The sequence below is a fragment of the Flavobacterium tegetincola DSM 22377 genome, assembly GCF_000425485.1.
Lineage (GTDB): Bacteria > Bacteroidota > Bacteroidia > Flavobacteriales > Flavobacteriaceae > Flavobacterium > Flavobacterium tegetincola.
The window spans coordinates 172,662-198,400 of sequence record NZ_AUDN01000015.1; the positions used below are offsets into that span (position 1 = coordinate 172,662).

Annotated in this window: 27 protein-coding genes and 1 pseudogene; 4 read left to right on the forward strand and 24 right to left on the reverse strand. The window is 32.5% G+C overall.

Features of this window, described 5'->3' with window-relative positions; translation table 11 throughout:
• The 23 genes from H602_RS0103830 to H602_RS0103945 form a co-directional block, all read right to left on the reverse strand.
• Positions 1-1,686, reverse strand: coding sequence for a hypothetical protein (locus H602_RS0103830; protein WP_211224026.1), 1,686 nt, complete (start codon positions 1,684-1,686; stop codon positions 1-3).
• A gap of 71 nt (positions 1,687-1,757) precedes the next feature.
• Entirely contained in the window at positions 1,758-2,123 is a 366-nt protein-coding gene (locus H602_RS0103835) for a hypothetical protein (RefSeq protein ID WP_026976824.1), read from the reverse strand.
• 165 nt (positions 2,124-2,288) lie between these two features.
• On the reverse strand, positions 2,289-2,720 hold the full coding sequence (locus H602_RS0103840; protein WP_026976825.1) for a hypothetical protein: 432 nt from the start codon (positions 2,718-2,720) through the stop codon (positions 2,289-2,291).
• A gap of 43 nt (positions 2,721-2,763) precedes the next feature.
• Positions 2,764-3,240, reverse strand: a complete 477-nt coding sequence (locus tag H602_RS0103845) for a DUF7738 domain-containing protein (RefSeq protein WP_026976826.1) — start codon at positions 3,238-3,240, stop codon at positions 2,764-2,766.
• A gap of 270 nt (positions 3,241-3,510) precedes the next feature.
• Entirely contained in the window at positions 3,511-3,819 is a 309-nt protein-coding gene (locus H602_RS0103850; RefSeq protein WP_026976827.1) for a hypothetical protein, read from the reverse strand.
• 29 nt (positions 3,820-3,848) lie between these two features.
• Positions 3,849-4,364: a hypothetical protein gene (locus H602_RS0103855; RefSeq protein ID WP_157504883.1), complete on the reverse strand. Its 516-nt coding sequence runs from the start codon at positions 4,362-4,364 to the stop codon at positions 3,849-3,851.
• A gap of 64 nt (positions 4,365-4,428) precedes the next feature.
• Positions 4,429-5,400 (reverse strand): ankyrin repeat domain-containing protein, encoded by a 972-nt coding sequence (locus H602_RS0103860; protein WP_026976829.1) that lies wholly within the window; start codon positions 5,398-5,400, stop codon positions 4,429-4,431.
• Positions 5,401-5,450: 50 nt separating this feature from the next.
• Positions 5,451-7,040, reverse strand: coding sequence for an ankyrin repeat domain-containing protein (locus H602_RS0103865; protein WP_026976830.1), 1,590 nt, complete (start codon positions 7,038-7,040; stop codon positions 5,451-5,453).
• A gap of 158 nt (positions 7,041-7,198) precedes the next feature.
• Entirely contained in the window at positions 7,199-7,693 is a 495-nt protein-coding gene (locus tag H602_RS0103870; RefSeq protein ID WP_157504886.1) for a hypothetical protein, read from the reverse strand.
• A gap of 519 nt (positions 7,694-8,212) precedes the next feature.
• The gene (locus H602_RS0103880; RefSeq protein WP_026976832.1) at positions 8,213-8,671 is read right to left on the reverse strand and encodes a hypothetical protein; all 459 of its coding nucleotides are present in this window, start codon (positions 8,669-8,671) and stop codon (positions 8,213-8,215) included.
• A 127-nt stretch (positions 8,672-8,798) separates the two neighbouring features.
• Entirely contained in the window at positions 8,799-9,737 is a 939-nt protein-coding gene (locus tag H602_RS0103885; RefSeq protein WP_026976833.1) for a hypothetical protein, read from the reverse strand.
• Positions 9,738-9,845: 108 nt separating this feature from the next.
• Entirely contained in the window at positions 9,846-10,778 is a 933-nt protein-coding gene (locus H602_RS0103890; RefSeq protein WP_026976834.1) for a hypothetical protein, read from the reverse strand.
• A gap of 9 nt (positions 10,779-10,787) precedes the next feature.
• Positions 10,788-11,360: a hypothetical protein gene (locus tag H602_RS0103895; protein ID WP_026976835.1), complete on the reverse strand. Its 573-nt coding sequence runs from the start codon at positions 11,358-11,360 to the stop codon at positions 10,788-10,790.
• On the reverse strand, positions 11,357-11,812 hold the full coding sequence (locus H602_RS0103900; RefSeq protein ID WP_026976836.1) for a hypothetical protein: 456 nt from the start codon (positions 11,810-11,812) through the stop codon (positions 11,357-11,359). The genes H602_RS0103895 and H602_RS0103900 overlap by 4 nt, the downstream gene beginning before the upstream one ends.
• Positions 11,803-12,243: a hypothetical protein gene (locus tag H602_RS0103905; protein ID WP_026976837.1), complete on the reverse strand. Its 441-nt coding sequence runs from the start codon at positions 12,241-12,243 to the stop codon at positions 11,803-11,805. The genes H602_RS0103900 and H602_RS0103905 overlap by 10 nt, the downstream gene beginning before the upstream one ends.
• A 154-nt stretch (positions 12,244-12,397) precedes the next feature.
• Positions 12,398-13,237, reverse strand: a complete 840-nt coding sequence (locus H602_RS0103910) for an ankyrin repeat domain-containing protein (RefSeq protein WP_035758834.1) — start codon at positions 13,235-13,237, stop codon at positions 12,398-12,400.
• Positions 13,238-13,241: 4 nt separating this feature from the next.
• Entirely contained in the window at positions 13,242-14,036 is a 795-nt protein-coding gene (locus tag H602_RS0103915) for a hypothetical protein (protein WP_035758837.1), read from the reverse strand.
• A gap of 11 nt (positions 14,037-14,047) precedes the next feature.
• Complete coding sequence (locus tag H602_RS0103920; RefSeq protein WP_157504889.1) at positions 14,048-14,653, reverse strand: hypothetical protein; 606 nt, start codon at positions 14,651-14,653, stop codon at positions 14,048-14,050.
• Positions 14,654-15,448, reverse strand: coding sequence for a hypothetical protein (locus tag H602_RS0103925; protein ID WP_157504891.1), 795 nt, complete (start codon positions 15,446-15,448; stop codon positions 14,654-14,656).
• Between the two features lie 110 nt (positions 15,449-15,558).
• Complete coding sequence (locus H602_RS0103930) at positions 15,559-16,746, reverse strand: vWA domain-containing protein (RefSeq protein WP_026976842.1); 1,188 nt, start codon at positions 16,744-16,746, stop codon at positions 15,559-15,561.
• 85 nt (positions 16,747-16,831) lie between these two features.
• Positions 16,832-17,608, reverse strand: coding sequence for a hypothetical protein (locus tag H602_RS0103935; RefSeq protein ID WP_026976843.1), 777 nt, complete (start codon positions 17,606-17,608; stop codon positions 16,832-16,834).
• A gap of 344 nt (positions 17,609-17,952) precedes the next feature.
• Positions 17,953-19,005 (reverse strand): hypothetical protein, encoded by a 1,053-nt coding sequence (locus H602_RS0103940; RefSeq protein WP_026976844.1) that lies wholly within the window; start codon positions 19,003-19,005, stop codon positions 17,953-17,955.
• A 51-nt stretch (positions 19,006-19,056) separates the two neighbouring features.
• Complete coding sequence (locus H602_RS0103945; protein ID WP_157504894.1) at positions 19,057-19,797, reverse strand: hypothetical protein; 741 nt, start codon at positions 19,795-19,797, stop codon at positions 19,057-19,059.
• Between the two features lie 1,129 nt (positions 19,798-20,926).
• Between H602_RS0103945 and H602_RS18135 the strand changes: the two genes are divergently transcribed.
• From H602_RS18135 to H602_RS0103980, 4 genes are all read left to right on the forward strand, one after another.
• Complete coding sequence (locus H602_RS18135) at positions 20,927-21,208, forward strand: MarR family winged helix-turn-helix transcriptional regulator (protein WP_245574907.1); 282 nt, start codon at positions 20,927-20,929, stop codon at positions 21,206-21,208.
• A 758-nt stretch (positions 21,209-21,966) separates the two neighbouring features.
• Positions 21,967-22,209, forward strand: coding sequence for a nitroreductase family protein (locus tag H602_RS20445; RefSeq protein WP_342663470.1), 243 nt, complete (start codon positions 21,967-21,969; stop codon positions 22,207-22,209).
• Positions 22,210-22,760: 551 nt separating this feature from the next.
• Positions 22,761-24,404 carry a hypothetical protein gene (locus H602_RS0103975; RefSeq protein ID WP_026976846.1) on the forward strand — a complete coding sequence of 548 codons (1,644 nt, stop codon included), beginning with the start codon at positions 22,761-22,763 and terminating at the stop codon, positions 24,402-24,404.
• On the forward strand, positions 24,401-24,877 hold the full coding sequence (locus tag H602_RS0103980; RefSeq protein WP_026976847.1) for a hypothetical protein: 477 nt from the start codon (positions 24,401-24,403) through the stop codon (positions 24,875-24,877). Before H602_RS0103975 ends, H602_RS0103980 begins: the two co-directional genes overlap by 4 nt.
• Positions 24,878-25,612: 735 nt before the next feature.
• On the opposite strand, the pseudogene H602_RS20290 reads toward H602_RS0103980, so the two are convergent.
• Positions 25,613-25,739, reverse strand: a pseudogene (locus H602_RS20290) (IS91 family transposase); the annotation flags it as partial.

The window sequence follows — 25,739 nt, forward strand, 5'->3', positions numbered from 1 at the left end:
TCAATCTTCATCTTTTTTTACCTGCGGAATGTCCAGTTCAAAGGGAATTTCCTCACTCAAACCTTTCTCGGTATTTATAAACCTAATGATGACTTTTTCTATTTTTTCAGCATATTTATTGGTCACAAGACTGGTCGCGTCGTCATACTTTTGATTGATAATGTCCATTGGCTTTGTTCCGCCTTGCTTATCAAATACTAACAACTCTACCAAATTTATCTTATCAGGGTCGTTATTGTAAAATTTCAAGTTGTTGCCATTGCTATCTATCGTTATCCATTTCGGTAAATTATTAGGCGTGAAAGTTTTATCGTAATAATTGGGAACTTCTAAACTTATTTTGCCAATTACTTTTTTAGCATTCTGCAATGTTGGAGAAAACTTTACTGCACTTAAATTACTGTTCTGATTGCCATAACCTACTCTAAAATAATCATCCGCATCTTGATAGTCAGTTACCGCAACGGTATCTTTTGCATCGCCAATAAGCTTCATCTCACTAAAATTCCAACCGGTACGCTCATTATTATAACCATAAGACAATGAGGCATAAATTAGGATGTTATCTGGTGCATTTAATTTCCCGGATACGGTGGTACAATTGATTTTTAACAGTTTATTTACTTCCTCTTTTTTGATGTTGGTAATCGGTAAAACTTCGCTTTGTTCTTTAACAGAAGCATTGTCTACTGGTTTTTGAGGAACAACATCGCCAAGGTCAATGGTTTCTACATGCCCTTTGTTAGACCTTAAAAAGAAGTCTACTTTCCCAACCTTACCACTTGCTTTTAGCGTTACAATATCAATCGGATGAAATTTATGGAGTGGATCTTCATCCAGTTCTTTGTATTTCTGTTTTATATTATAGTAATTTGAAGTTAATTCAGGATAAGGCATGTCATGGTTTCTGTACCACAGATAATGTCTAAAATCGTTAACAGAACCTTCACTTGCCAATGTTTTACCTTTTTCGTCTAAGATATTAATGGATAAGCGAGAAAAACTTTCTCTCGTCAAACTGTCTGTTTTACTTGTTCGCTCGGTGTTTGGAGCATCTACCTGTTCGCTAACAAATAAATAGTTCTGATATCCCGGCTCTTTTGGTTCTTTATACTTTTGTTTTTCACTAAAATCTTTCCGTTCAGCACTATCATAAGTATAATCATAACTTTGTCGCATCCCTTTATTTTCGATCATTAAAGTAACGCCATCATTAGTCATGTTAAGCAAGGTAATTTCTACACTGTCTTTCATTATGCTTTTACCGATGTCATTTTTATCAACAGAAAATTTGTAATATTTAGCGGGTACAAAAACAGAGAACTTTGTATTTACAGAACCATTTTTGTCTTTTATCATCACAAATTGATGTGGATATTGAAGTTTTAAGTCACCAAAATCTGGCATAAATTCCCTACCATTATCAATCAGTTTAAAGTTTTTAAGAAATTTAGATTTATAATCAGCAATGTTAAAAGTGCTATCCAAGTAAACTGGAGCTCCAATATTTAAGTCGTATAAATCGAAATTATGGAAATATCCAGTACCATGATATTGGTCTTCAAGTTTTGCATAATCAAGAAATAATTTTTGCCTTTCATCCAAGCTAGATTTGCAGGCTATGGTTAATATGCTCATTAAAAATACGATGCTTAAATATGTAATTGATCGCTTATTATTTTTCATGTATTGAGTTTGTTCGTTTTAAAAGGTTTTTATTGAATATAATTTGCCAACAAGCAAAAAACCGTCTCGAATTAAGTATTCTCCTTTTCTAAGTATTTTTTAATTGCTTGTTTCACAAAATAATTTCTTCCCAATACCAATGCAAGCATCACCACCATTAATGGAATGAAAAACTGGGTGCCTAATTCATTTAGAAAATGTACACTCCTTGCAAATAAACCGCCTTGTTTCAAACCTTTATATGCTAAAATTGCATCAAGATTAAAATAGAATACCAAGATAAATGCTAGGAATATCAGTGCTAAGAATATTTTGTAAGACTTTGATTTGAAAGCCTGCTTAAAAATAATTAAACGTTGATCAAAAGGTATTTTACCAAGTGCAGGAATCTGCTTCGTAAGGGTTTCTATTCTCTGTTCGGGATTTTTTGAAAGCATTTGCGGATAATTATTCGAATAATTTTATAGTTTTTAATTATTGTTATCGTATCGTAAATATAACCGATAAATATTTAAAAAATTAGGAGATTTTATATTCACTTACTTTAAGTATAAATTCGTTGCGAATGAATGAATTTTTGTAGCATAGAAAGCAAATTAGATTTAATGTTTTGGGTTGTTTTGCCAAATCATTCGATATCCGCTAGTGATGATTTCCATTTCATAAGGTCGCTTGGCATAATACACATTGTCTTTATTGCTGAACAGGATAGTGCCGAAAGCAATGCAACAAAAACTTAATATCCAAAGCGTAACCGTTAAAAATTTATTGATCGATATTGTAATCCAATATTTATTAAAACAAAATACCAATACGAACCAAAAAACGAAGTAAATGGTTATATCAGCTAATAGTTCCAATACAAAAACTTGATGGGATAATGAAGTGACCCAACCTCTGCCAATATAGACAAACGGAAAGCCGAAAAACAATGTTTCTGAGGCGTCAATAGGTAAAACTGACCACCATTTAGTGAAAATTGTAAATGAAATGATGGTTAAAGGAATGATAATTTTAAATAGGAGTGCTTTCATTTTTGCTATTTAATAAGTGGATGCAGTTTTAAACTCTTGACACCTATTTTTTGTCCTTGTAAATAGTAATAGAAGAAATTTCGTTAATTTTTTTAGTACGGATTAAAGCAGTATTGATTACAATATCTTTAAAAAATAAATCCTTATAAGGATATGGGTAATACTGATTGGTTATGATGACCAATTCTTCAATTTTCGTATCGGTTATACTTATTTTACCTAAAAAAGGTTGACTTGGCATGTGCTCATATTTCTTTTTTTTTGATAATTGAATTTCAAACTCAACCACATTTAAAGTTGGAGAAGCTTTATCTGAAATTGTGCTGATACCAAACTCATCCCAAACTTGTTTACTTGTCCAAGAAAATCCTCTATCGTGATCGGGTGCTCCTTCGTAAATTCTACATGGCTCTCCAATTAGTAGTTTTAAATCAGCAAGCGGAAAGGGGAATTCGAATAACTTGTTGTTAATCTCAATTCCGGTTTCTGTAATGTTTAAGGAAGAAACTGTTGGTGGCATTTGATTTAGATTTATCTTTTGGTCAAGCTCCTTAAAAAGTCCCAGCTTTCTTTATCATTTGGTGGTTGGTAATTCAGCAATAGACAGTTGAAAGATAAAATTTGCAATTGTTTTAGCATCAATTTCATCTTGTCTTTTTCGGTTAGTTTTTGATTTTTCTCGATCGCCACCGCATTTTTGTGTCGAATTTCGTCTAATGATTTAAATTATCAATCACCTTAATCGGTTGATTGATCAAAATTTACCAAAAATTAAAAATATAGAAAGCGCTTAATATTTAAAATAATAGTAAAATAAAGGAACCGACATTAGCAGTAGAGTAGCAATAAAAATAATTGCCGTATTTCGCAATTTTAGTTGGCTGGTTTTATGAAATTTATTGATTTCGTAAATTAAAAACGCCATAAATAAAACTACAAAAACTACACTTAGTCTAATAAACATCGCACCTTCGTCTAAGAAACCAAATTTGGTATTTAGCACTTCATCAGGTACTAAATAGTGTGCTCCATTCCAGAATAGTACGATCACAACCACTAGAATGATGATTTTTATGATGAGGTATTTAAAAATATTCATTTCTGACCCAATTCAAATTAAATCAACATTTACATACTTTTGCTCACGCCACGAAAAGCACTCGGATTGTAGAAACGTTTAGTAGTCAAACTTTGCAACCGTATGGGTTCTTTATTCTTGTCAAAAAATATTTTAAACTTCTTAACAGCTTTGCTATCCGTTTCTGTAAGAATTAATAGATCATTTTTAACTTCGAATCTGTAAATAAGTGTTTTGGAAATAAAACTAGGATTAGTCAAGACGCCATTTTCATCAGGTTTAATGGTGCTGTTAAAATCAAATGGTTCATCCTTAAAATTTTCTTCGATAGTTACCAAATCATACTCAAATTGTATGTTTTCTTTAAACACTGTATTTGCTGGTAAAAGCTTTTGATCTGTAACAATTTGCCAAGAAAATGCTTTTCGAATGCCAAATGGGTAACTTTTTGTTTTAATTGGTGCATTTGTTTCTTGTTTCGAAGTTTTGCTTTTAACAACAGTTGGTTTTTTTTGACCGAAAGCTGTAATGCTCACAAAAGTTAGGATGATGAATAGGTATCTCATGGTTTTCTTTCTCGCTGTCAAAGACTGCATTTTTAGTTATGTAAATTTATATTTTATTAAAACTCTAAGAATCTGCTCCAGCCATAATTAACTGTTCTACAATTTCATTAAAACCTTTTTCAGATGCGTAATGTAAAGCAGATTGTTGGTCGTTGTCTTTTTCGTTAACGGATGCTCCATTACTAATTAGAATCTCAGTGATATCATTGCAACCACACATGCTTGCTACAATTAGCGGAGTTTCCCCTTCATTGTTTTTCACATCCACATCCATTCCTTTTTCAAGAAGTAGTTTTACAATTTCCTTGTTTCCTCTTCCGCATACAAAATGAAGAACTGTATTACCGTCCAGTCTTCTCAATAGCAAATCTGCTCCAGCATCAATCAACAATTGGGCAGTTCTCAAGTTGTTATTCATGCAGGCCATCATCAAAGCGCTTTCGCCTTGATCATTCAGCGTATCAATTTTTATGGCTTGAGTTTTAACCAACTCGTTAACCACTTCGGCGTTATTGTTATACACAGCCTGATGAAGTGCGGTATTTCCGTGGCTATTTTTCTCGTCACTTTCTCCCATTAACAAAGCAACAGTATCTCTCAATCCTCTACTCGTAGCATAATCTAATGCGCTATGTCCTTCGTTGTCTTTAATGCTTTTATCCGCACCTTTTGTAAGTAGAAATTTTGTAAACTCTGTTTTTGCTTGCGATAGGGAATAAATAAGTGGCGTTTTTCCTTCTTTATCTGTCGCATTAATATCGGCACCAGCTTCTAACAGAACGGATACAATTTCCTTATTTCCACTTTGCGAAAGAATATGTAAAGGCGTTGTGCTGTGGTTGTTTGCCAAGTTCACATCGGCCCCGCCTTCTACTAAAAGCTTAACAATATCTCTTGCACCTTTTTGACTGGCGTAAAATAATGGCGTATTGCCCATTGCATCACGTTTATCGAGATTGATCCCGCCTTTTTTAAGGAAGGTTTGTACAATTCCTTTTTGATTGTTTTTGCAGGCATTTAAAAATATAGCATCCATTTGTTTTGTGTTTTATTAAGGTTGTTGTGATTTTAAATTCTGAACTTTAGTTACTGTCTTTCTAAAAACCAAGCCACCAAATTCTCATTGTCTTTTTCTACCGCATAATCTAGAGCAGATTTTTCTGAATTATCTTTTGCGTTGACTAATATATCTCCAAATTGTTCCATTAATTCGCAATAGGTTTTTGCCGTAGATTTTTCTGAATTATTAGTGGCATAGATGAGTGCTGTCTTTCCGTCTTTATCTTTCAAATCTGTTTTTGCACCTTGCTCTAAAAGCATCAAAAATTCTTTTTCTGCTCGCCTTAAATCTGTTAAGCCTAAATACATCAAAGCAGAAATTCCGTCTCTATTGGTTTTGTTTACATCTGCATCTGCAAAAATGGCTTCTTCCATTATTACTTTCGCTATCGAATTTCCATTGAATAATTGCAAACTATCTGCATTTTTTGCAGAAAGGGTCAACAATGTATTTTCTTCATCATCCATTAAGGTATTGATATCAAAACCTGCTTTAACAAAAGCTTGTAATATTTTTTGGAATATTTTATCCTCAAACTGGTTAGAATTGGTGTTGATTGTAGAATCTGTTGCGTAAAGATATCGTAACGGATGCCAAGATTTACTATCCATCAATTGAACATCTGCTCCATTTTTCAACAATAAATCAACAATTTCAAAATCATGCAAAATGATAGCGATGGCAAGTGGCAACATCCCGTGGTAGCGGTCACCTTCTTTATCATATTCCTCATTCAAATTTTCACCGAGTTTAATTAAAGCATCAACAGCCTTAACATCTTGATTGATGCAAGTTTGATAAATATCTTGACCGCCAGCCTGAATATACCAATCAACATTTTCTTTATTTGATAAATCGTCGCCTTTTAAAAGTGCACCGGCTATTTTTGATTTAACCTTAACAGCAATGTCGATGGCGGTTTCCCCGTAGTTGTTTTTTTGAAAAGGATCCAAGCCTGCTTCAATACCCATGGAAATAAAATTTACAAAATCTGATAAGCGATTTTGTTTAAGCTGATATCTCCATTCTAATTCCGCTTTTCGACTCACATCTCTTCTACTGTTTTCATCATAATGGGGTGCTTGTACAAATTCCAGATATTCGTCCTGAGCGGATGATAAATCGGAAGCATATGAACCCGAATTTTCTGCACAAATGTGCAATAATGTGTTTCCTTTGCTATCTGCCCAATCTATTTTTACTCCAGCATCTTGGTAAGCTTGAAACATTTCAAAATAACCCGCTTTGGCGCCAAGCATCAAAGCCGTAAAACCTTCACTGTTTTTCCGTATCGGACTCACTTTATTAGCCAACAACCTTTTTGTTGTTTCGTAAATTTGTCCCTCGCTCATGGTGTAAGAACGGCCAAATTCTGCTTCGGCCATGATATGAAGTAAATTATTACCATAGGCATCTTCAACGCCCATTGTTCTCCAACCTTGAGCAATCAGTTCATCAATCATTTCGAAATTTCCAAAAGCGCAGACTTGTTTCCACAACTCAATTTTCTCTTCATCAGTTAACTCTCCTTCAGCCAACCCACTTTTATAGGTTTGATTGATTTCTTTAAAAGGAACTCTTTGTTGGTAAGCGCTTTGTATTTCGTATAAATTCATGGGGATTTTGATTAAGGTTGGCTGTGGTATTTTGTGATAATTCAATTGGTTGTTGATATTTTTTTTTATTCCATCTTTAACAGGATCAGTAAAAATGAAAATAGTAGTGAAGCGAACATCAATCTCAATCTGATTCTATTTTTTTTTAATTAATGACGTTAAATATTAAGGTTATTTTTAGCTTCTGCTAACGAATCCATTACATTTTTACATTTATTCATTTCGGGTAAAGCAGATAAACGGACCACTTCTTGCCAATTTTCTAGTAACAAATTTGCATCAACCAATAACCTACGAATTCTTAGTTTTACGATTGCAGGGTTTACACTAAAAACCGTTTCTGTCAGTGCAAAATGATGAGCATTGGTTTGATATTCTTGAATAATCAAGGGCTCTGGTAAATTACTAGCCTGTTTTGACAAACTAGATGGTTTAGCTGTTTTTTGTAAAGCTTCACTTAATGTAGAAACCACTTTTCCGTATTCCTCTGCAAAGAATTGACAAAGTGCCATATTATAAAGTAAGGCACCACTTGGATTTTTTGCATTTGCTATTAGTTCCTTAAATATTCCATAAGCCAATAACCATTGAGCGGAGTTGATGTAGATAACGCCATCGGTAAATAATTCGTTATCATTGGTTTGGTTATTCATTTTTTGGTTAATTAACATAGGTTTGTGGGTTTACAGCCTGCCATTACACAACTAATTGGACATGGTGCGAGGAAAAAGTAATGTTGTTATTTGATTTCTCTAAAATATAAAGTGCCCTGACTAAATATCCCAGCACCAATAAGTGTAATTGCACCAACTTTTACTTTTTCGGCTACTGTTAATGTTTTATTTTTTTCCATTGGATATGTTGTTTACGAAGATGAATTTAGAGTTTTCAAACTTTGAATTTGCCCTAAGTTTTTATCCGTAAACAATTAGTCTTTATTCGTTAGACAGGAAAAAATATTCGTTTAGTGATAGTTTGGCTGAGCTATCGAATAAAGTGTCAAGAAATCTTATCCAATTTTTTATTCCAGCTTTTTAAGGCTCGTTTCAATTCAACAGAAAAATAATAAAGAGACTCTTGGTCATCTGTGTTTTCCATCTGAATAGTTCTAGATTATTTTCTCTTAGAGGTCGAAACAATGGACAGAGGTTTTAAAACGATGTGAGGAAAAATTATTCTACAGATTTTATCTTGGTAATCAAACCACCCCCTAAAAAATCCTTCAATATCCCTTCAGAATTATCTCTAACGTATAAATAGTCTTTAAAACTTCCTTCGCTATTTTTTCCATTGCTTAAATAGTAACCAAAAAAATGGCTTGGACTAAATTCGAAACCATTTTTTTTTATTTTACAACAATAAAAATTCATTCCGCTATTTTCAATATAATAGACCCCTTTCCACCTTGCTCCAAAAATTCGACAAATTGTTTCTCCGAAATAAGCGGTTAATTCCGCTACTAATTTTCCGGATGCGACCCCATCTTTTGGAATTTCGTTTTCCAAAATTTTGTCTACTTCTTTTTCCAAACTCTCTATACTGAAATCTAATTTGTACCCTTTTCTTAAATACTTTTCACTTACTTTTTTAGCAATTTGTTTTGGGTCATCTTCTTCATTTAGTTTTTTCATAATTGTTGCTATATTCTAAATAACAGCCTTTTTTGTAAAGGCCTTAAAATCGATTTTTTATTAGAAATAGCAAATCTTCGTTTGTCATTTTCAGAAATGTTTTTTTAGGCTTACAATTCACTAAACCCTACATATCCATATCGTAAGTAAAGGTATTCCATCTCAATAACTCTAAATGATTCTTGCTTTTTGGTTTGGCGAAATAGAAGTTATGCATGTAAGTAACCGTATAAGGTATACTTTCTTTTTTCCAAAACCCCCTTAATGCGGGTGCACTAAGTAAGGCATTTTGCTCCCTTGTTATCGGATTATAGATAAGCTGTAAGGTTGCCATTTTGTAATTTTCTGTAAAACGAATCTTACAGCTATCTATTGGGTAAAGTTTTAGTTTGTTATTGAAAAACCGTTCTCTCTCATTGATCACCCACTCTGGCTTCATATTTCTTAACTGGGAAGATTGGTATTCGGCTACCTCTATTTTTTTTACAAACGCCTTTGCATTTTTATCATTTACATCTGCTACAATTGCTTTGTAACGAGCATATAAACTGTCTTTTAGATTCTTTTCCTTTCTTAAATCCACATAATCTTCTTCTTTAAAAAAATGATAAGCCGGTTTGGCCTTAAATTCTATTTCCTTCACATAATAATGCTTTTTTAAATCTTCTTCCGTTAAATCAGAATACAGAATCTCAAAATTCTCGTAAATTCCATCGTCTTGATCATCATCTTCGTCCAGTTCAATAGTTAAAATTTTATCGTCGCCTTTTGGCGTATAATTTTTCATTGCTTTAGAACTCAAGTCTAGTATCACTTCTAATTTTTGAGTGCCTGTTTTCTCTATTCCCATATCTAAATAGGTAAGCCCTTGCGATACCAATACCGGAAGAATTGGAAAGCCATTAATTAAAATTTGGGCTTGGTAGGCATTATAAATCGTTACAGTATAGCTACTCGCTTTTTCATTGTAAACAAGCTTATTGGTTAAGCCGACCTCTTCTTTAATTTGGCCTTTGCTACAACTTGTAAACATTAAACCTGCCACTATAATTAGTAAATACTTCATTCTGTAAGTGTTATTTTTTCTATTTGTTTTTATTGTAAAGCGCAATGCATTTCTCCTGATGATCAGCAAAAAAAAGCACTTAACATTTTAGTGTTTAAACTTGATAAACTACATGTCCATATCGTAAGTAAAAGTTCTCCACCTCAATAACTCTAAACTATTTTTGCTTTTTGACTTAGCAAAGAAAAAATAATGGTAATAATCTATAAATTTCGGGAAGGTTCCTTTCTCCCATATTCCTGATAAAGCAGGAAAGTTAATTTTTGAGTTTTTTGCACCATTTGATATATGATATTTTAATCCAATAGTTGCCATCTTGCCATTGTCTGTAAACACTAATTTGCAACTATCTATTGGAGGTAATTTCAGTTTGTTTTTAAAAAAACGTTCCCTTTCTTTAAATACCCATTCCTTTTCCATGTTGCGTAATTGTGCAGATTGATATTCCGCTACTTCAATTTTCTTTACAAAAGCCTTCGCATTTTTATCATTTACATCATTAACAATTGATTGATAACGAGCATATAAACTATCTAACAGATTGGGCTGTTTTCTTAAATCAACATATTCGTTTTCTTTAAAAAAATGATAAGCTGGCTCGGCCTCAAATTTTATCTCTTTGATGTAATATCCTTTTTTGAAATCTTCTTCTTTTAAATCTGAATACAGAACTTTAAAATTTTCCTCGTCTTCTTCGTTATTACCTTTTTTAAGTTCGATAGTTAAAACTTCATCGTATAAGTTAGGTTCAGGGTTTTTGAATGTTACTTGATTTAAATCCAGAATGACCTTAAATTTTTGAGAACCTACTTTTTCCAATCCTAAATCTAAAAAAGTTCCCCCAGCCCTAGGCAAAACGGGGTGAAGTGGAAAACCATTGATGAAAATCTCTGCCTGATAGGAATTGTTTACATATATAAGGTAATTGGTGCTCTTTTTATTGTAAACAAGCTTGTTGGTTAAACCCACTTCTTCCTTTATTTGGCCTTTGCTACAGCTCGTAAAAATTAAACTAGCTATTATGATTGGTAAATATCTCATTGTTAAATTTTATCTTTTTGCTTTGTTTTTATTGTAGATTGCTATACATTTTTCTTGATAATCAAAGTTGATAGCATCGGTAAAAGTTTCCAAATAGGTTTTCGGGAAAACCATTTCTACATTAATAATTTCCTTTACCACTTTGCCCTTCACCTCGGTTTCAATTATACCCGCGTATTTATTGGTCAATAAATCAACACTCGATTTGTAAAGTCTTTGGTTAGGATTATCTCTCCCCAAGACATCATCGCTTCTGCGCATTTGTACCAACTGCATTTTCTTAGCGACCTTGTTGTATTCGAAAACACTGATAAATCCCGAACGGTCGTAATCGTTCCAAAACTCAAAACCTTTTGTGGTTTGCACCAAGGTATTACCGAAATTTAAGTGGATAATCTCTTTGCTTTCTACTTTTTTATAGCGTTGTGTAGAAAGCCAGAGCACCAAAATGTCTTTATCACTATCTATAAACACACTGTCTTTCTTTCCATCTCCGTCAAAATCTTTCACAATTTTACGGGTGGTTTGTGCGAAAGCTAGGTTTGCCAATGCCGTAAATAAAAAAACGGTATAGTATTTCATTTCATGTAATTTTTTAAGTCCGTGTCAAAATATGGTATGTTTTCAATATGCTTTTTAGCAATAAAAATGTCTTTATCTATAACAAAAAGTCTATAAACCCTATCAACTGTCAATCTAAAATTCGGAATGTCGTTTTGTATAGTCTTGATTCCTAATTGTTCTAGTTTGTATTTAAAATCGTCAAGTATCTTGTTTGACCGTGTAAATGCAATTAAGTGCCAATGTTCAATTTTAGAAACAAATTCAGAATAGTAAGCCATCGCAACCTCTTTGTCTGCAGTTGAAAATATAGGCTTTGATTTTATCCCTCGTTCAGTGTAATAAACTGTCCAGTTTTGATTATCAAATCCTAAGCAATGAACATCATTTTTCATTGTGCCAACAATTCCTTCTATGTAAAAATTAGTATAACCTTCTGATATGAAATTATTGTAAAGGTTTTTTAAATCCATGGTTCCCTAATTATCGCCTGCTCTAAATATTTGAAATCCCCGACCGTTTTGTTATTTTCCAAAATAAAAAATACACGGCCTTTTCCATCATGATCCATAAAATACTCCTCACACAATAGCGTATTTTCGTCTACCAAATCAATATATAATATGGTTTTTGCGTTCCTATGAGTCAACTCACATTTAATGTGCTTTTTATCGCTTTCAACTTTGTAATACCCCGTCCAAATCTCTTTTTGTTTTGATTCATGCAAGCCTGCCATCCTTCTAATAAAAGTAATCCTATTCGTAATTTTCACTTCATTCTCTGAAATAAATTCGAGATACTGATAATATATAATCCCGAAAATAGTTCCACCATTGTGAATATCGGTCTCCGCTAAAGGTGCCGAGATATATGTTTTTCCTAAAACGTGGCTTGTGGTAATCATATTTTTTCAGCTTGTTTGTTGCACAATATATTTAGTCAAAGCATTAAATGCTTCGTAATGTTTAAATTCGAAATGCTTTTTGTTATGGGTATTTACTACCTATCATACAATACGCAAATCAATGGTATAGAAAATCTAATATCTGATTTTCAATTTATTTTAAAAATTCAACTATTTCTCTAAAATTTTTCTCCTTTGCAAATTCAATCGGCAGTTTACCATAGTAAATATCATCACCGCAATCAAAAGTTTCTGTCTTATTTTTATCGGCACCTCTTTTTATCAAGTATTTCACCATTTCCAGATTATTGTTTTTTATGGCGATAATTAATGCCGTTTGCCCTTCGCAATCATTATAATCTAAATTATCTTTTATTAAAACCAAAGCATTCAATGCTTCGTAATCTGATTTACGTACGGCCTCATGGTAAAACCACAAATTTCCACGAACATCGCCCACGTCTTGATTAGCGCCTTTTGATAACAAATACTTTGCGCCATCATAAAACTGGTAAAAACCTGCTTTACTAAATGAACCATTGTTTTTATAAGGAACGCCTTTACTGATGAGATACTTCATAATCTCTAGCCTATTGTATTCTGCAACGTCTAAAATAAGATCCTGTTTTTTATCATTAATGGTTGCGCCACCATCAATCATAAACTTAGCTAAGGTTATATTGTCGGCAGTCATAATTACCGCTTTCAGTGGTGTAATCTTGTTTTTTGGCTCGTAATTGGGAGAAAACTTGGTCTTCAGCATTTCAATTACTCGTTCTGTATTGTTGGCGAAAATTGCTTCATACAATTCATCAGTAACCTTCCAAGTATCGCTAGACAGTGTTGAAACTGATTGCTGGTTTTCAATTGGTGGCACTTCATCCAATGTAACACGCTCCACTTTTTGGTTTTTCTTTACTTCAGTATTGCAAGAAAATAAAATCATTCCAATTGTCAGCGAAAATAATAATGGCGTTAAATGCTTCTTTTTCATATGCTTAATTTGGTTGATGTTTGATCATATAGGCCATAAATGTTTGTTGAAAATCAGTTAGACTTTGATCGCCGGAAACTACTATTTTTCCGTTACTGTAAATTTGATATTGGCCATCTTTATTCTGCTTTGGACTCCAAATAATTCCCTCTTTAATCTTTCCATATTCGTCGGTTTTTAAGTTGGCTACAATTGATTTATTAAATTGCATAGCATAAGCGCCTTCATAAATTCGGAGTAGTGCATCTTCTTTTGAGAAAAATTCTGCCATGTGTTCAAAAATAGCATCATCTGTTTCTAATTCGTTTGGATAATCCATCCGCACAAAAAGTTTGTACATTTTATCTAAATCCAGGTCTTCTGAAGTAAGTTTATTCAATGTAACCCCGTAGCTAATGGGCTTATTATTTTTCCATTCAATAGAAATGGTACTGTTTTTTGGCAAATTATCAATGTCAAATTTAATTTCTTGGACAGCCAAATAAACGGTATTTTTATATAAGAGTTCTCGGCCAAGCATTTTTTCATCATTAAGATAAATTTTTATAGTTGCATTTGGTTCCTGCGCATTAGTAATCACAATTCGATTGTTCGCTTTAGTAAACGTGAGTGCATTTCCGTAGTTCACCGCAACCATTTCTACCAAAAAACTTTCCAATTGTTCCCCTTTATAGTTTTTAGTGGTTTGTCCGCTTTCAATTTTTACGGTTATAGATTGTTTGATTTGTGAAAAAGAGGAAGCACTCATAAATAGTAAAATAAAGGCGAGTAAGTATTTGAGGTTGTATTGATTTTTCATAGAGATTAGTTTTAAGGCAATTTCTTATAAACAGTTATAATATTTTCTATCATACCATCTTTATCAACACGTACTAGCCATTTCTCATGTCCAATGGTGTCAATATCATTATCGCCAACATAACCCCAATCCACTTGGTCAAAAATAATCTTCGTTTTGCTTATAATTTTCATTGCAATCGTATGGCTGGTAACGTCAAAATCTGTTGCTTTACCGATGTACAATTTATCAATCAGGTTGCCTTTTCTATCGTGAGTACAGAGAAACATTTGTGACGATACAGCACTATTGTAAAACATAGCAACTAAAATACCGTTGCCCGGATTCAGATCAAGTTTGGATGCACTCAAATTCGCCAACTCCTTAATCGTATCGGTAATGTTGGGATAATATTTTGCCAAACTTTCTTGCGTGAGTTCTCCGTAAATGGGTAAATCATTTATCGAAGTTTTAGCATTGTCTGGATTTGTCAAGACGTTGCTATCTATTGCATTATTTTCATCAACTATTACTGATTCAGTCGCAATTGAATCCATATTTTTATCAACCTTTTTATTGGATGTGCAACTGATTACCATTAAATATAAAATGGAGATGATTAAAAGTAAATTTTTCATTTATCTGTTTCGGTTACTTGTTCTTACTGCACTAGATTTAATAATTTCCGCAACAAAGACTCCGTTGCTATTTTTATAAATTGCTGTCATCATCGTTGCTATTCCTTCTTGATAATCTCTTTTTATTTCTAGAATATATTTGTCGTTTTGTTTTTTCAAACTTAAAATTTCATCGTAGTTGCCATCATCAGCTTTAAGTTCAAAATATGGATAATCGTCATACACATATTCGTTCTTTACCATATTTACAAGTCCCTTGTAATTTGCATTTTTATCAGAGAAAATAACAGGGTTCTGGGTTTGGCATCCTGTTAAACCATTATCGTCTGCAACGCCAGTTCCATAATATTGGGTTGGTGTGAAGGAGATTTCATTTCCTTCAATGTTAAAGTTTTTATTTTGCTCGTCTTTAGTGAATCCGTAAACTTTTCTTCCATCTACAACACCTTCCATATCCTTTATTTTCACCTTAACATATTTAAATTCTTGGCAATATTCATCTTCTGTATTGGATTTATAAGTGCTGTCGCTTACGCCAATAACTTGAACAATCTGGCCATTCAAAAATGAAATATCTTTAATTTCATTCAGATGCTTGTCCAATAATTTAATATCATTGCCAATTAATACGCCTTCGTTACTAGTTTTTTTGAAAAGGATAATTTTGGTGGATTTCACTACACTATCCTTTATTGAAGTCATAACGGATTTAGACTCCTTTAATCCGGATTTATTGGTGTTTTGCTTGCAAGAAATAAATAATATGATTGCCAGTAAATAGATCAGTCTCTTCATTTTGATTCTTAATTTTTAACATTATTTAATGCGTATTGATTTGATTAGCAACGGAAATATAAATATTAAGTTTCCAGCTAATCGTAAAAATTACAAATCCATTTGCCCAACTATTTTAAACTTTCGTTGATCAATCTCTCCATTAAGCTATTTAACAACTCCACTTGATATTTTCCAACCGAAGCCACTAAGTGATCGTCGCCAATTCCGCTGTCGTTAGTAATAAAAACATAAGTTCCGTTGGTGGCAATAGCCATGTAGCGCATTAAAAATTCTGTTTCTTTGTCAATACCACTCGCTGTAATGGGGATGATTTTTATTCCTTTGCTACTAGCCAATGCAATGAGGTTGTGAATTTTAGTAATTACATCTTTTTCATGATGAGGTGGAGCGTCTAATACTAAAAATAATATCCGCGATGTAGCATCTGAAGACCATTGTAAATCTTTGATGGATTCATTTAAGGCAATGTCAACAGCTTCGGGGAAATCTCCACCACCATCTGCAGACTGTTTTTTAATGAAATCAACGGTTTGGTCAATATTTGTTGAAAAATCTGATTTTCTAGTCACGTAATCATCCCCATTATCTCTATAAAATACTGCACCCAAATTTATGGTTGCGGTTGGGTTTTTAGTTTTAACTTTTGCAATAACATCTGTTAACTCCACCTTTAAATAATCCATTTCGTCTCCCATAGATCCAGTAGCGTCAAACATAAAAGCAATATCAATTTTCTTCTCTGTATTGTGTTTAACGGCATTTGTTAAAACCAAGTTATTCACTTCTTTGTTTTTAGCTACTTTAAGGTCCTTAAATAATTGATTGCCAACTCTTATCTTTAAGTTGTTTAAAGTGGATTGATTTCCATTCATGTGAAAAGGCCATAATTCAGCATTTCCCTTATTATTGGTTTTTGATTGCCAAATTACTTCATCCTTCCCATTAACCAATTCAACCAGAACATCAGCTAAAATTGATGAACCGCTTTGCAGGTTTATCGAAATCCTGTTATCTAAGTGATACCCCCAGTATTCAGCCATTCCCAAAAACGTGGAGTCTTTGTTTATAGAGTACCAAAATGGCCAATTTTCTAAATCGTTCCATTCTCCAGCCGTTACCTGCCCAGCTTCAAGTTGCTTCTGTTGTTGTGATTGGTTTTCATCAGAAGTTACTTTTTCTTTTGCAGTCGCTTTTTCCTCAGTGGCATAACTATCTTTTGGAGCTTCTTTAGTCTTGTTTCTACTACAGCTTAATAAAGCCATAGCTACAATTGCTGTAAAAATTATTTTTTTCATGTTGTTGTTTGACTAATTCTACAATTTTCTATGCTTTTTTCAACTCAACACAGCGCTCTCAAGTTAACGCTGTTGATGGTATAGGTTATTTGGCTAAGTTATACTGTTCAAAACTTTGACCACCAATTCGGTTTCCTGTTTCCTTTATAATGGGTAAATATTTTTTATTAAAAATTACATATTCAATTTCAAGTTTCTTCTCGAAATGGGATTCTTCGCCAGAACTTACGGAATAGGTTTTCTCCATTTTTACCAACCGATAAATAAAATCTTCGTTTTGCCAATCGGAAACCTTTTCATGACTGAAATCTGATTCGCTGGTTTTCCCAACTTTATATTTTGATTTTAAGAAAGTTTCTAATTTTTTGATGCCCGCTTCATCAATGGTTGAGTTTGATGCTGTTATCAAGACCAAATCTCCGTTTTCGCTTTCAATCATATCAACCTTGGGAAAGTAAACCTGATTTATAACAGCAATGGTATCATTTTCTTCGCTCCATGCAACGGTTTTGTAGGCATAGCCAAAATTTTTAATCGGCTTTAACTTTCTACTCATCCAATCACTTTTACTAGCGATGTACATATCCCCAGGTAAACGTTCCATTACATCCTTAAAATAACACAAAGTATCTTTTATGATAAAAGGATTATCTAAAAGTTGGGAAGCATCCTCTTTATCTATTTTTTTTGGGTCTTTAGCCAGCGTTTCATTTGTTGTTTCTAATTTTTCCTTATAAAACTTAGCGACATTAAAATCTGTAGTAATGTTAGCCAGATTTACAATTTTCTCGTCTTGCGCTGAACAGGACGCTAGTGATAGGATGATCACTGAAAGTATGATGATGTTGTGAGTGTTTTTCATTTGTTAAAATAAATGCTAATTAATTGATATTTAGTTATTTGTATTCCTAATGTTGACTGTTAGATTTATTTTATAGAAACACTAATGCTTCTCTTAATTTACTCCTCAATTTATCAATAGAATGCATACAATTATTTGATGAAATGAGGATGTTATCATTTTCTTACTAAAGATGCTGAATGTATTTTTAATTTGTAGATTGTTCTATTATTCGCTGGGTTTGGATAATTATTCGTAGCTGATTGGTCGTTTTTGCGTTTGCTTTTTTTCGCCGTCGTTTTATTTTTTAACTATATGCTTGTTAAACGGAAGTTTAATTGTTGTACGACTTAGCTGGATGAGTTTTATTTTATGACGATGTTAACTGGAACGCGAATTGTTTTCTTTACTAATTTTGATGCTATAGGGCAGTATAAAAATATTCTTTCAATTTCACATTCGTCTGATTTTAAAGCGGTAATATAATTTTCTTCCTTTTTATTCTCCATTTTATCTAAGCCAAATTCCTTGTATTTCTTCAAAAACGAATTGTAATCCAAGCCTTGATTGTTTCTGAATTTACGATAAACACTTTCTGGAATTTGAATTTTTCCGTAATTCCCGTTGCACTTGTCTACATAAATGTCAAAAGTTTCTGATTTGTTATCAAATAATTTATAATGAAAAGCATTTGCATCCAATTCTAAAACCTCAATTTTTTGACCAGCAATTGTAAATTTATCTCCAATGTTATCTTTTGTGATTTCTATTTTTTCATACGTTGTTGGAATTTCAATGTCGATATCTACAAAACCTTTTAATCGTAAATATTCAGCATCCATCCCCAAAGTTTGAAAACCTATTCCCTCCAATAACTTTCCTGTTTCATCATCAATTCCGCCTTTATTTAAACCTAAAACTTCTTGCGATAACTTTATTTTTTCGTTTTTCTCATTTGTTAATTCATACGATATCACTTTAGCTTTTATATAATTTAAAACAGATTTTTCGGAAGTTATACCTCCCGTTTTTTTATACTCTTCCAGTTGCTTAGCTGTGAAATAATTAGATACTAAAGAAGTAAAGTAAATTGATCTTGATGGTGTTTTATTATATTCTGATGCGCCATCAGTTCTTGCTTGTATAGAATGCTCAATTTCTGTCAAGGTTTGCTCTGCCCGTATTGCTGAGGTAGAATTTTCCCAAGGATATTGTGTTTGATCATTCTTTGTTGATTTAGCGGTTTTACCGTCTTTAGTCGTAACGTCTTCGTAAACCAAGAATTCTTGAAAATGTTCTTTTTCATAATCTTCGTCAGCGTTTCTAGCTTCCTGTTTATCGATCAATTCGGGATATTCTTTTTTACCTTGACAGGCAAATATTAAAGGAAATAATACCATTACTATAATTTTTTTCATCACTTTTTGTTTATTGTTTGAGTATAAAAATACGTTTTAAAGCCAGTTTTATTATTCGAAAACCATTTTTAGGCTTCTATAACTTATCCACTCTGCAGATTTTTTACTGGTGGTGCTGATTACGATAACCGTTAATTTATTCTCTTTTGTGGTTAGGTTTTCAGTAGAAATCACATAATAGTCAGCATTATTTTTATCATCATTCCATTTAATCAATTCTTGAATAATATGGTCTGTTTTGGGTTCGCCATTATCATCTACAAATATTGGACGAGCTTTTGTGTTTTCTGATTTTTTGTAGAAAGTGCTTTTACCAAAATTCTTTCCCAGTTCGCCTACTACTTTTTTGCAGTTCGGGTTATTCTCCATCTCCAATTCATAACAAAATGCAGACTCTTTATCTTTTAAATAGTAAACTACCAAACTGTTTATTTTACCAAGATCTACCCCGTTGTATTTGTACTTGTATTTTACATCGAAGGCAAATTCTTCATAATCTAAGTTTAAGTTATACTCTAAATTGCTATTGTCATCCTTGGTTAAATGATAAGGGTTTAACAGGTTAGCCAAAGGCTGATTCAGTTTTATACCGTCAATCGGAAGGGCATCCGTTTTTAAGTTATAAGAGGTGGTGTCATTTTCTACAATTGCATTTGTGACTTGTACTGTATCAATTTGTTTGGCGTTTTTATCAGATGGATCTGCATTTGTTTTTTTTACATCGCCGTTGCAAAAAATCATAAAGGGTAAAATAAGGATGAGTAGAAGGGTTTGTTTTGCGTGTTGTTTCATTTATATTTTTGTTGTTTATTTTCTTTTGAAGGTAATTAATAGCTACATTTTTCAGTTTGTATTTCTATTATATAATTTTCGCATTATTATTCTAAATCATATTTTCTATTCCAACAACTTTCTCTTATCTAACGTGTCAACTTCTTTCCCGATAAAACACGACAGTGATAAATTTGATTTAGAACTAAAAAGTATAAAAAGACTACCCAAAAATATTGGCAACCAAAACCAAATTAAGATTTCATAGATAATCTTGATATCGAAAAGATAGCTCAGCAAAATATCTAGCAAGCTCAGGATTGGCAGAAAAATGGAAATGCAAAAGATGATTGTTCTAAATAATTGCATAAACTGTCAGTTTTATTTGATGTAAAATTGATCACAGAAATAATTTAATTTATTGTCGGCTATGAATAACTTATCTTCATAATTATAGCTATTTGTTTTTCATTTTTATATAATTTGAGTTTAAAAACTATTTCATTTTTCTTTTTGTAACTTATAATTTGTGAGACTTGGCTTCCCAAAGTGTCGCAAATTTAAATGTTTTCAGTTATTTTTACAGTATCTGTAAATTTTATAACCTGAGCGTTCCAACCTTTACAAATTGCCAGATCAATAAGTAGTAGACTATCGCTCAGCTTCTCTATGGAAACAACATCATAACTATTTAGAGTCATTAATGGAAACAGCTAATTGGTTTTAAATTCATATTTAGAAAAATCCCATGCTTCTGTTTTCGCTTTTTCTTTTTTTCCACAAGAGGAGAAAAAAAACGATATTGCTATTATTAATAAATATTTCAATGTCTTACTATTTAAATGTAAATTTAATATCACCTTTATTATTTAATAAAATGTAACGTTTGAATTCAGAACAAAAACCTTATTAGCAATCTAAAATAGAAGTTTAAACCCAATCAATTTTATATTTTTTTTATTCGTTAAGGTTATGGAAATATTGGTGTAAGAAGTCAATTTATTCGTAACTGTTTTTTTATAAACACAATTGTTACGAATTGCTTGACTAATTAAATTAAAGGCAATATTTTTATTTTATGCTAATTTTATATTGTGCGAAATTTAATTTGATAAATTTTGGTTGTTTGTTTACCATCAATTAATTAAATATGGAAAATTTATTAAAAATTGGGAAGCAGCTTTGCTTTCTTGTATACGCTTTTTCGAGAGAGTTTACCAATCTTTACACAATCTTATTGGATAAATTGGATATTGCTTATCCGCAGTATTTGGTGCTGTCGGGTTCATGGAGCGAAAAACTTAAAACAGTAAACCAATTAGGGGAGAAGTTGAGATTGGACAGCGGAACATTAACACCGATAGTCAAAAGTTTAGAGCAAAAAGAACTCATTTACAGAACTGAAGCATACAGGATGAGCGAGTGGTACTAATTTCCTTAACGGATAAAGGAGTTAAGTTTCAGGAACAAGCGAAAGAAATTCCGATGAAAATTTTGGAGTGCTTGGATGTTACGATTAAAGAGTTGCTAATGCTTAAAAATATTTTAAACAAAATGCTGAAAATATGAAAAATCCAAAAGTGAAAGATTGTGTGGGCACTTTAGAGTTCAAATGCATCGAATTAAATTAAATTAATAAAAAATAAAATTTTAGTAAAATTAAAACATTATATACAGCAGAAGCAATTGCAACAAGAGGTCGTAATGGCCACGTTAAAAGTGACAACGGAATAGTAGATGTTGAAGTTAGAATTCCAAAAGCATTAGGTGGAGCAAACGATGATTAGACCAATCCAGAACAATAATTCGCAACCGAATATTACGCTTGTTTTGATAGCGCATTAAGTTTGGTTTTCAAGCAAAAAAAAATTGAAGCGGGAGATACTAGTGTAAAAGTGAAAATAAGCATTGGTCAAAACGACAAAGGTGGCTTTGGTTTAGCGGTAAAATTAGTAGTGGACGTTGCTGGCGTAAGTCAAGAATAAGCACAAGCATTTGTAGAAAAAGTACATCAGGTTTGTCCGTATTCTAACGCAGCTCATGCTAATATAAAAGCAAGATTGACGGTTACCAACAATAAAAAAAAATAATGGAGTTGGTTCTAAATTAATCATCTTTAAATAAATATTTAAATACGATAAAATGGCATTAATAGAAGCTTTAAATTGAAGAAACGTAGCAACATCTAAGATCCCAAAAAAAGTATGCAAAGAAGATTTAAATAAAATCTTCGAGGCCGCAAGATTAGCGCTTACTTCATCTGGTTTACAACAATACAGGTTGCTTGTTGTTTCCAATCAAGAAATTAAAGAAACTATTCTTAAACCAACCGGCACAAAAAATTTTGAGCATGCCGCTCGCCAATCGTATATAGGTTTTATCTTGGCTTTAGGCCATGCTACTGAATTGAAAATAGCTATAATTCCTGCTTAAGAATTTGACAATGCTTTTGTTGACGAAGTTTTGGGATTGAAAGAAAAAGGCTTAAGAAGTGTTACTTTACTTTAATTAGGATACAGGGCAGAAGGTGACTGGTTAGCCGGTATGAAAAAAGTTCTGAATACTAAGGAAAAATTTGTGATCAATTTCCAATAGATTATTGAGCAGAAAGCATCTAAAATTAAGGAGATGAAAGAATAAAATGAATTTTATTTTGATTTAAAAATTTTTAATGCAACTTTTCTATTGGCTATCGATTTTCATAACTGAACTTTGATCATTGGCCGATTGAAAAGGTGTTTTTTTATTTACAAAATTTCTATCTTAAGAATTGAAGTATAAATTTAAAAGCATTAATTATTTTGAATTATATTAAAGATCTCATCGAAAAGGAATTGGCGTAAGTTCAATTCCTCAAACGAATAAGTTTTAAATGCGGACGAATAATTAGGCGTAACAACCAAATAATTATCATCTAAAAAAAAAGCATAAATTAGATCTAATTTTAGTGCTAGAAAAAAAAGCATTACACTATTTTGCTCATTATGAAAAAACTTTTGTTAATCTTCTTGTTTATTTTTACCAGTCAGTTGGTAAAAGCCAGCGAATGTTATGATTATCACACCAGCAGAACTACTAAATTAATTGTTAAAAATGGTAAATTATATTTCCAATTTACTGAGAAAGATCCTAACGGTTTTAGCTATGTCAAACAAAATAATAGGTTAATAAAAGGGATTGATATATCCAGCTACAAATTTTATGGAGAAGATGAAAGTGTTTTCGTTTTTGCAGATAAAGCAGGTGTTTACAGTTTGGCAAAAAATGAGCAATACGAAGGAGATTTAGCTAAATTTTACAAAATTTTAGAAGCAAACGAAGCCTTAAAGAACATCAATGGTCGGTTATTTTTAATCACCGGAAAGTGGACGTATATAGACAATTGGCAAAATAAAATCACAAAAATTGTAATACCAGATCTGCCTGTAAATGTGGTCAACATTAAATCCTGGCAAAACGGTTATTATGTCAAGGATAATAAAAATGTATATGCGATTAAATTAGATTTAAACGATACTATACAATATACAATTGAAGTTTTGCCAGGTTTATCTCCCAATGAAACCAAATATTACAATTGTTCTCCAGGTTTAAATGAAGATTATTTGGCAGATAGAAACACCATGTTCAAAATCAGAACGGATGGCGATTTTGAAGATGTCACTCCGCAAATTTTAGCTTTAGGTTTTAAAGACGGTTATAACGCCATGACGTTATTAGATGGAACTATCCCGCTTTGGAAAGTAGGAAATTTAATTTTAAAGAAAAGAGACGGTGCTTCTTCAACCCGTAAAAATCCGCTTAATGGCGAAGATATAGAGGTAGAATATGCCTATTCATCAGCAAAACTATTGAAGCCTTTAGCAGGGAAAAATAATTTTATGATTTTTCGAAATAACATTTATCCCATTTGGGATGATAATTTTAGTCTTCCCGCTCAAATAAAGGTCAGTGCAAACCAGTTAACTGCTATGGAAGGCAATCTTTTTAAAGGACAAGATTTTTATTATATGGGCAATACCGATAATTATCGCCTTGCAAACACACAAATTTCCGCCGATGCAAAATTTTACCCAACGGTAAATAGTTATAGCCGTACGTTACCAAAAGCATTGGCAGACGATGATTTTTTTTACATCGTTGGCGAACGGTTTGATTTGAAATTTGTCATTAAAATTGCCTTAAAAAGTAAATTAGTCAAGCAATTGGGTCCCTACTATTTGCTTAATCATTCCCTTTTTGATGGCACTAAATCTTTTCCAATTAATGCAGACGAAACAACGCTAAGTTACTTAGGTTCTTTTGTGGAAGTACTCAACTCTTGCTCTGGCAGTAATCCAGATAGCGCACCAGTAGACGTATTATATCATCATTTTTTTAAAGACGAAAATTCCGTTTATTACTTTAACGATAAAGTAAATAAGTGGCAAACCATACAAACTGCTGATCCGGATGAGTTTCAGCCTGATGATTACGAAGCTTTGCAAGCGCTTTATAAAATTAAAGATGTTAAAGGATCGGTAAAAAAAGAGATTAGCAAGTCTAAAAATTACGGATTATTAATTGGATTTGGATCGCTTTTTTTAATTGCGATGTTTTTATTTATATGTAAAAAATTTAAAAAATGAAGATAGTAACCACCATTATGCTATCGCTGATCTCGGTTTTAGTGTACGCCCAAAAAGATGAGGTTTTAACACTCACCCTAACCAAAGAAAATGTGGTGGCCAGTGCTATTGATGGACATTGGAAACCGAAAAGTGAGGAAAGTAAATTTACTTTGGAGTTTACCAATGATGTAGGCGTATTAAAAATCATATCTAAGAAGTATTACAAAGATTTTACGTCTTACCAAATCTACCACGCAGGTTATATGAAGATTAATGAAAAAGGGAAAATTACGACGCATCCTTATATCGTCACAAATATTAATGGAAATCCGCATCTGGTTTTCTTTAGAGAACGCGACGGAAATCCCATTGGAGATGCCGAATCTTTTATATTATTCATCGCCAGAACAAAAGATGGAGACCGGCTTTTTACAGGCGGAGATTTCAACAATGAATCTTTTGTGGAATATGAGCGTATGGAGGTAAAATGATAAACCCTGTTTTTAGATAATAACTGCTTAAATTGTATAGATGAAGAATAAAAATGCAACTTATATTTTTTACTGCATATTGATTAATCTAGTAATTGGGAATAGTACTGTGTTTTTCTTACTGCCAGATACTTCTATTTTGTATCACCTAATTATTTCGACACTCGTTACGCTTCTATACCTTCGCTTATTTTCTAATTTGAAAGCAGCGACCTCAAAAATATCCAATTGGAAATTGTTTTTTAGAGCTTTAATCGCCAGTCTTCTATGTATGATTATTGCATGTATATTTACTTCTATTGCTAATCGATTGCCACATGACAATATCGTAACTGCAGGAATAAAAGGAATTTTACCACTATCTATTTTTGCCCTATTTTTTTCAGCTCCAGTTTGGATTTTAATCTCGATTTTCAATTTTTTATTTTTCAAAAAAATGGTGCACACCGAAAAAAATAACCTTTCTTGACCTAAACGAATAATCTTCCATTTTCTACAGATTTAAGGGCAAACGTTACGCATAACAGCTAAGGTTTCGTTGCGTTCGGAGAACGAACAATGAAACCTGTGTTGAACGGAACCGATTACATGCCGTCAACACTTATGGAGTTATCGTAAAGCGTTTTGAAGAATATCAAGAGGATTAGATGATCCTCTTTTTTTGTGCAGTAAAATGGGGGTCATTTTTTAGTGTTTACCTTCACTTTTGAGCACAGTGCCCTTACCCATTCCAAGTTAATTTTGGTGGGACTTTGCCTTTTGGCTAACGCCAAGATACCAAGCCGGTGGACCTCTGGTATCAAAAACCAATATCGTATGCAGGTTGCCCGTTTTGCAACATTGACACTTTCTGATTGTAGGT

What these genes read in the sequence shown, in the direction of transcription:
- H602_RS0103830 (WP_211224026.1), bottom strand. Translation starts at nt 1,686, where the DNA reads ATGAAAAATAATAAGCGATCAATTACATATTTAAGCATCGTATTTTTA.
- H602_RS0103835 (WP_026976824.1), bottom strand. Translation starts at nt 2,123, where the DNA reads ATGCTTTCAAAAAATCCCGAACAGAGAATAGAAACCCTTACGAAGCAG.
- H602_RS0103840 (WP_026976825.1), bottom strand. Translation starts at nt 2,720, where the DNA reads ATGAAAGCACTCCTATTTAAAATTATCATTCCTTTAACCATCATTTCA.
- H602_RS0103845 (WP_026976826.1), bottom strand. Translation starts at nt 3,240, where the DNA reads ATGCCACCAACAGTTTCTTCCTTAAACATTACAGAAACCGGAATTGAG.
- H602_RS0103850 (WP_026976827.1), bottom strand. Translation starts at nt 3,819, where the DNA reads ATGAATATTTTTAAATACCTCATCATAAAAATCATCATTCTAGTGGTT.
- H602_RS0103855 (WP_157504883.1), bottom strand. Translation starts at nt 4,364, where the DNA reads ATGAGATACCTATTCATCATCCTAACTTTTGTGAGCATTACAGCTTTC.
- H602_RS0103860 (WP_026976829.1), bottom strand. Translation starts at nt 5,400, where the DNA reads ATGGATGCTATATTTTTAAATGCCTGCAAAAACAATCAAAAAGGAATT.
- H602_RS0103865 (WP_026976830.1), bottom strand. Translation starts at nt 7,040, where the DNA reads ATGAATTTATACGAAATACAAAGCGCTTACCAACAAAGAGTTCCTTTT.
- H602_RS0103870 (WP_157504886.1), bottom strand. Translation starts at nt 7,693, where the DNA reads ATGAATAACCAAACCAATGATAACGAATTATTTACCGATGGCGTTATC.
- H602_RS0103880 (WP_026976832.1), bottom strand. Translation starts at nt 8,671, where the DNA reads ATGAAAAAACTAAATGAAGAAGATGACCCAAAACAAATTGCTAAAAAA.
- H602_RS0103885 (WP_026976833.1), bottom strand. Translation starts at nt 9,737, where the DNA reads ATGAAGTATTTACTAATTATAGTGGCAGGTTTAATGTTTACAAGTTGT.
- H602_RS0103890 (WP_026976834.1), bottom strand. Translation starts at nt 10,778, where the DNA reads ATGAGATATTTACCAATCATAATAGCTAGTTTAATTTTTACGAGCTGT.
- H602_RS0103895 (WP_026976835.1), bottom strand. Translation starts at nt 11,360, where the DNA reads ATGAAATACTATACCGTTTTTTTATTTACGGCATTGGCAAACCTAGCT.
- H602_RS0103900 (WP_026976836.1), bottom strand. Translation starts at nt 11,812, where the DNA reads ATGGATTTAAAAAACCTTTACAATAATTTCATATCAGAAGGTTATACT.
- H602_RS0103905 (WP_026976837.1), bottom strand. Translation starts at nt 12,243, where the DNA reads ATGATTACCACAAGCCACGTTTTAGGAAAAACATATATCTCGGCACCT.
- H602_RS0103910 (WP_035758834.1), bottom strand. Translation starts at nt 13,237, where the DNA reads ATGAAAAAGAAGCATTTAACGCCATTATTATTTTCGCTGACAATTGGA.
- H602_RS0103915 (WP_035758837.1), bottom strand. Translation starts at nt 14,036, where the DNA reads ATGAAAAATCAATACAACCTCAAATACTTACTCGCCTTTATTTTACTA.
- H602_RS0103920 (WP_157504889.1), bottom strand. Translation starts at nt 14,653, where the DNA reads ATGAAAAATTTACTTTTAATCATCTCCATTTTATATTTAATGGTAATC.
- H602_RS0103925 (WP_157504891.1), bottom strand. Translation starts at nt 15,448, where the DNA reads ATGAAGAGACTGATCTATTTACTGGCAATCATATTATTTATTTCTTGC.
- H602_RS0103930 (WP_026976842.1), bottom strand. Translation starts at nt 16,746, where the DNA reads ATGAAAAAAATAATTTTTACAGCAATTGTAGCTATGGCTTTATTAAGC.
- H602_RS0103935 (WP_026976843.1), bottom strand. Translation starts at nt 17,608, where the DNA reads ATGAAAAACACTCACAACATCATCATACTTTCAGTGATCATCCTATCA.
- H602_RS0103940 (WP_026976844.1), bottom strand. Translation starts at nt 19,005, where the DNA reads ATGAAAAAAATTATAGTAATGGTATTATTTCCTTTAATATTTGCCTGT.
- H602_RS0103945 (WP_157504894.1), bottom strand. Translation starts at nt 19,797, where the DNA reads ATGAAACAACACGCAAAACAAACCCTTCTACTCATCCTTATTTTACCC.
- H602_RS18135 (WP_245574907.1), top strand. Translation starts at nt 20,927, where the DNA reads ATGGAAAATTTATTAAAAATTGGGAAGCAGCTTTGCTTTCTTGTATAC.
- H602_RS0103975 (WP_026976846.1), top strand. Translation starts at nt 22,761, where the DNA reads ATGAAAAAACTTTTGTTAATCTTCTTGTTTATTTTTACCAGTCAGTTG.
- H602_RS0103980 (WP_026976847.1), top strand. Translation starts at nt 24,401, where the DNA reads ATGAAGATAGTAACCACCATTATGCTATCGCTGATCTCGGTTTTAGTG.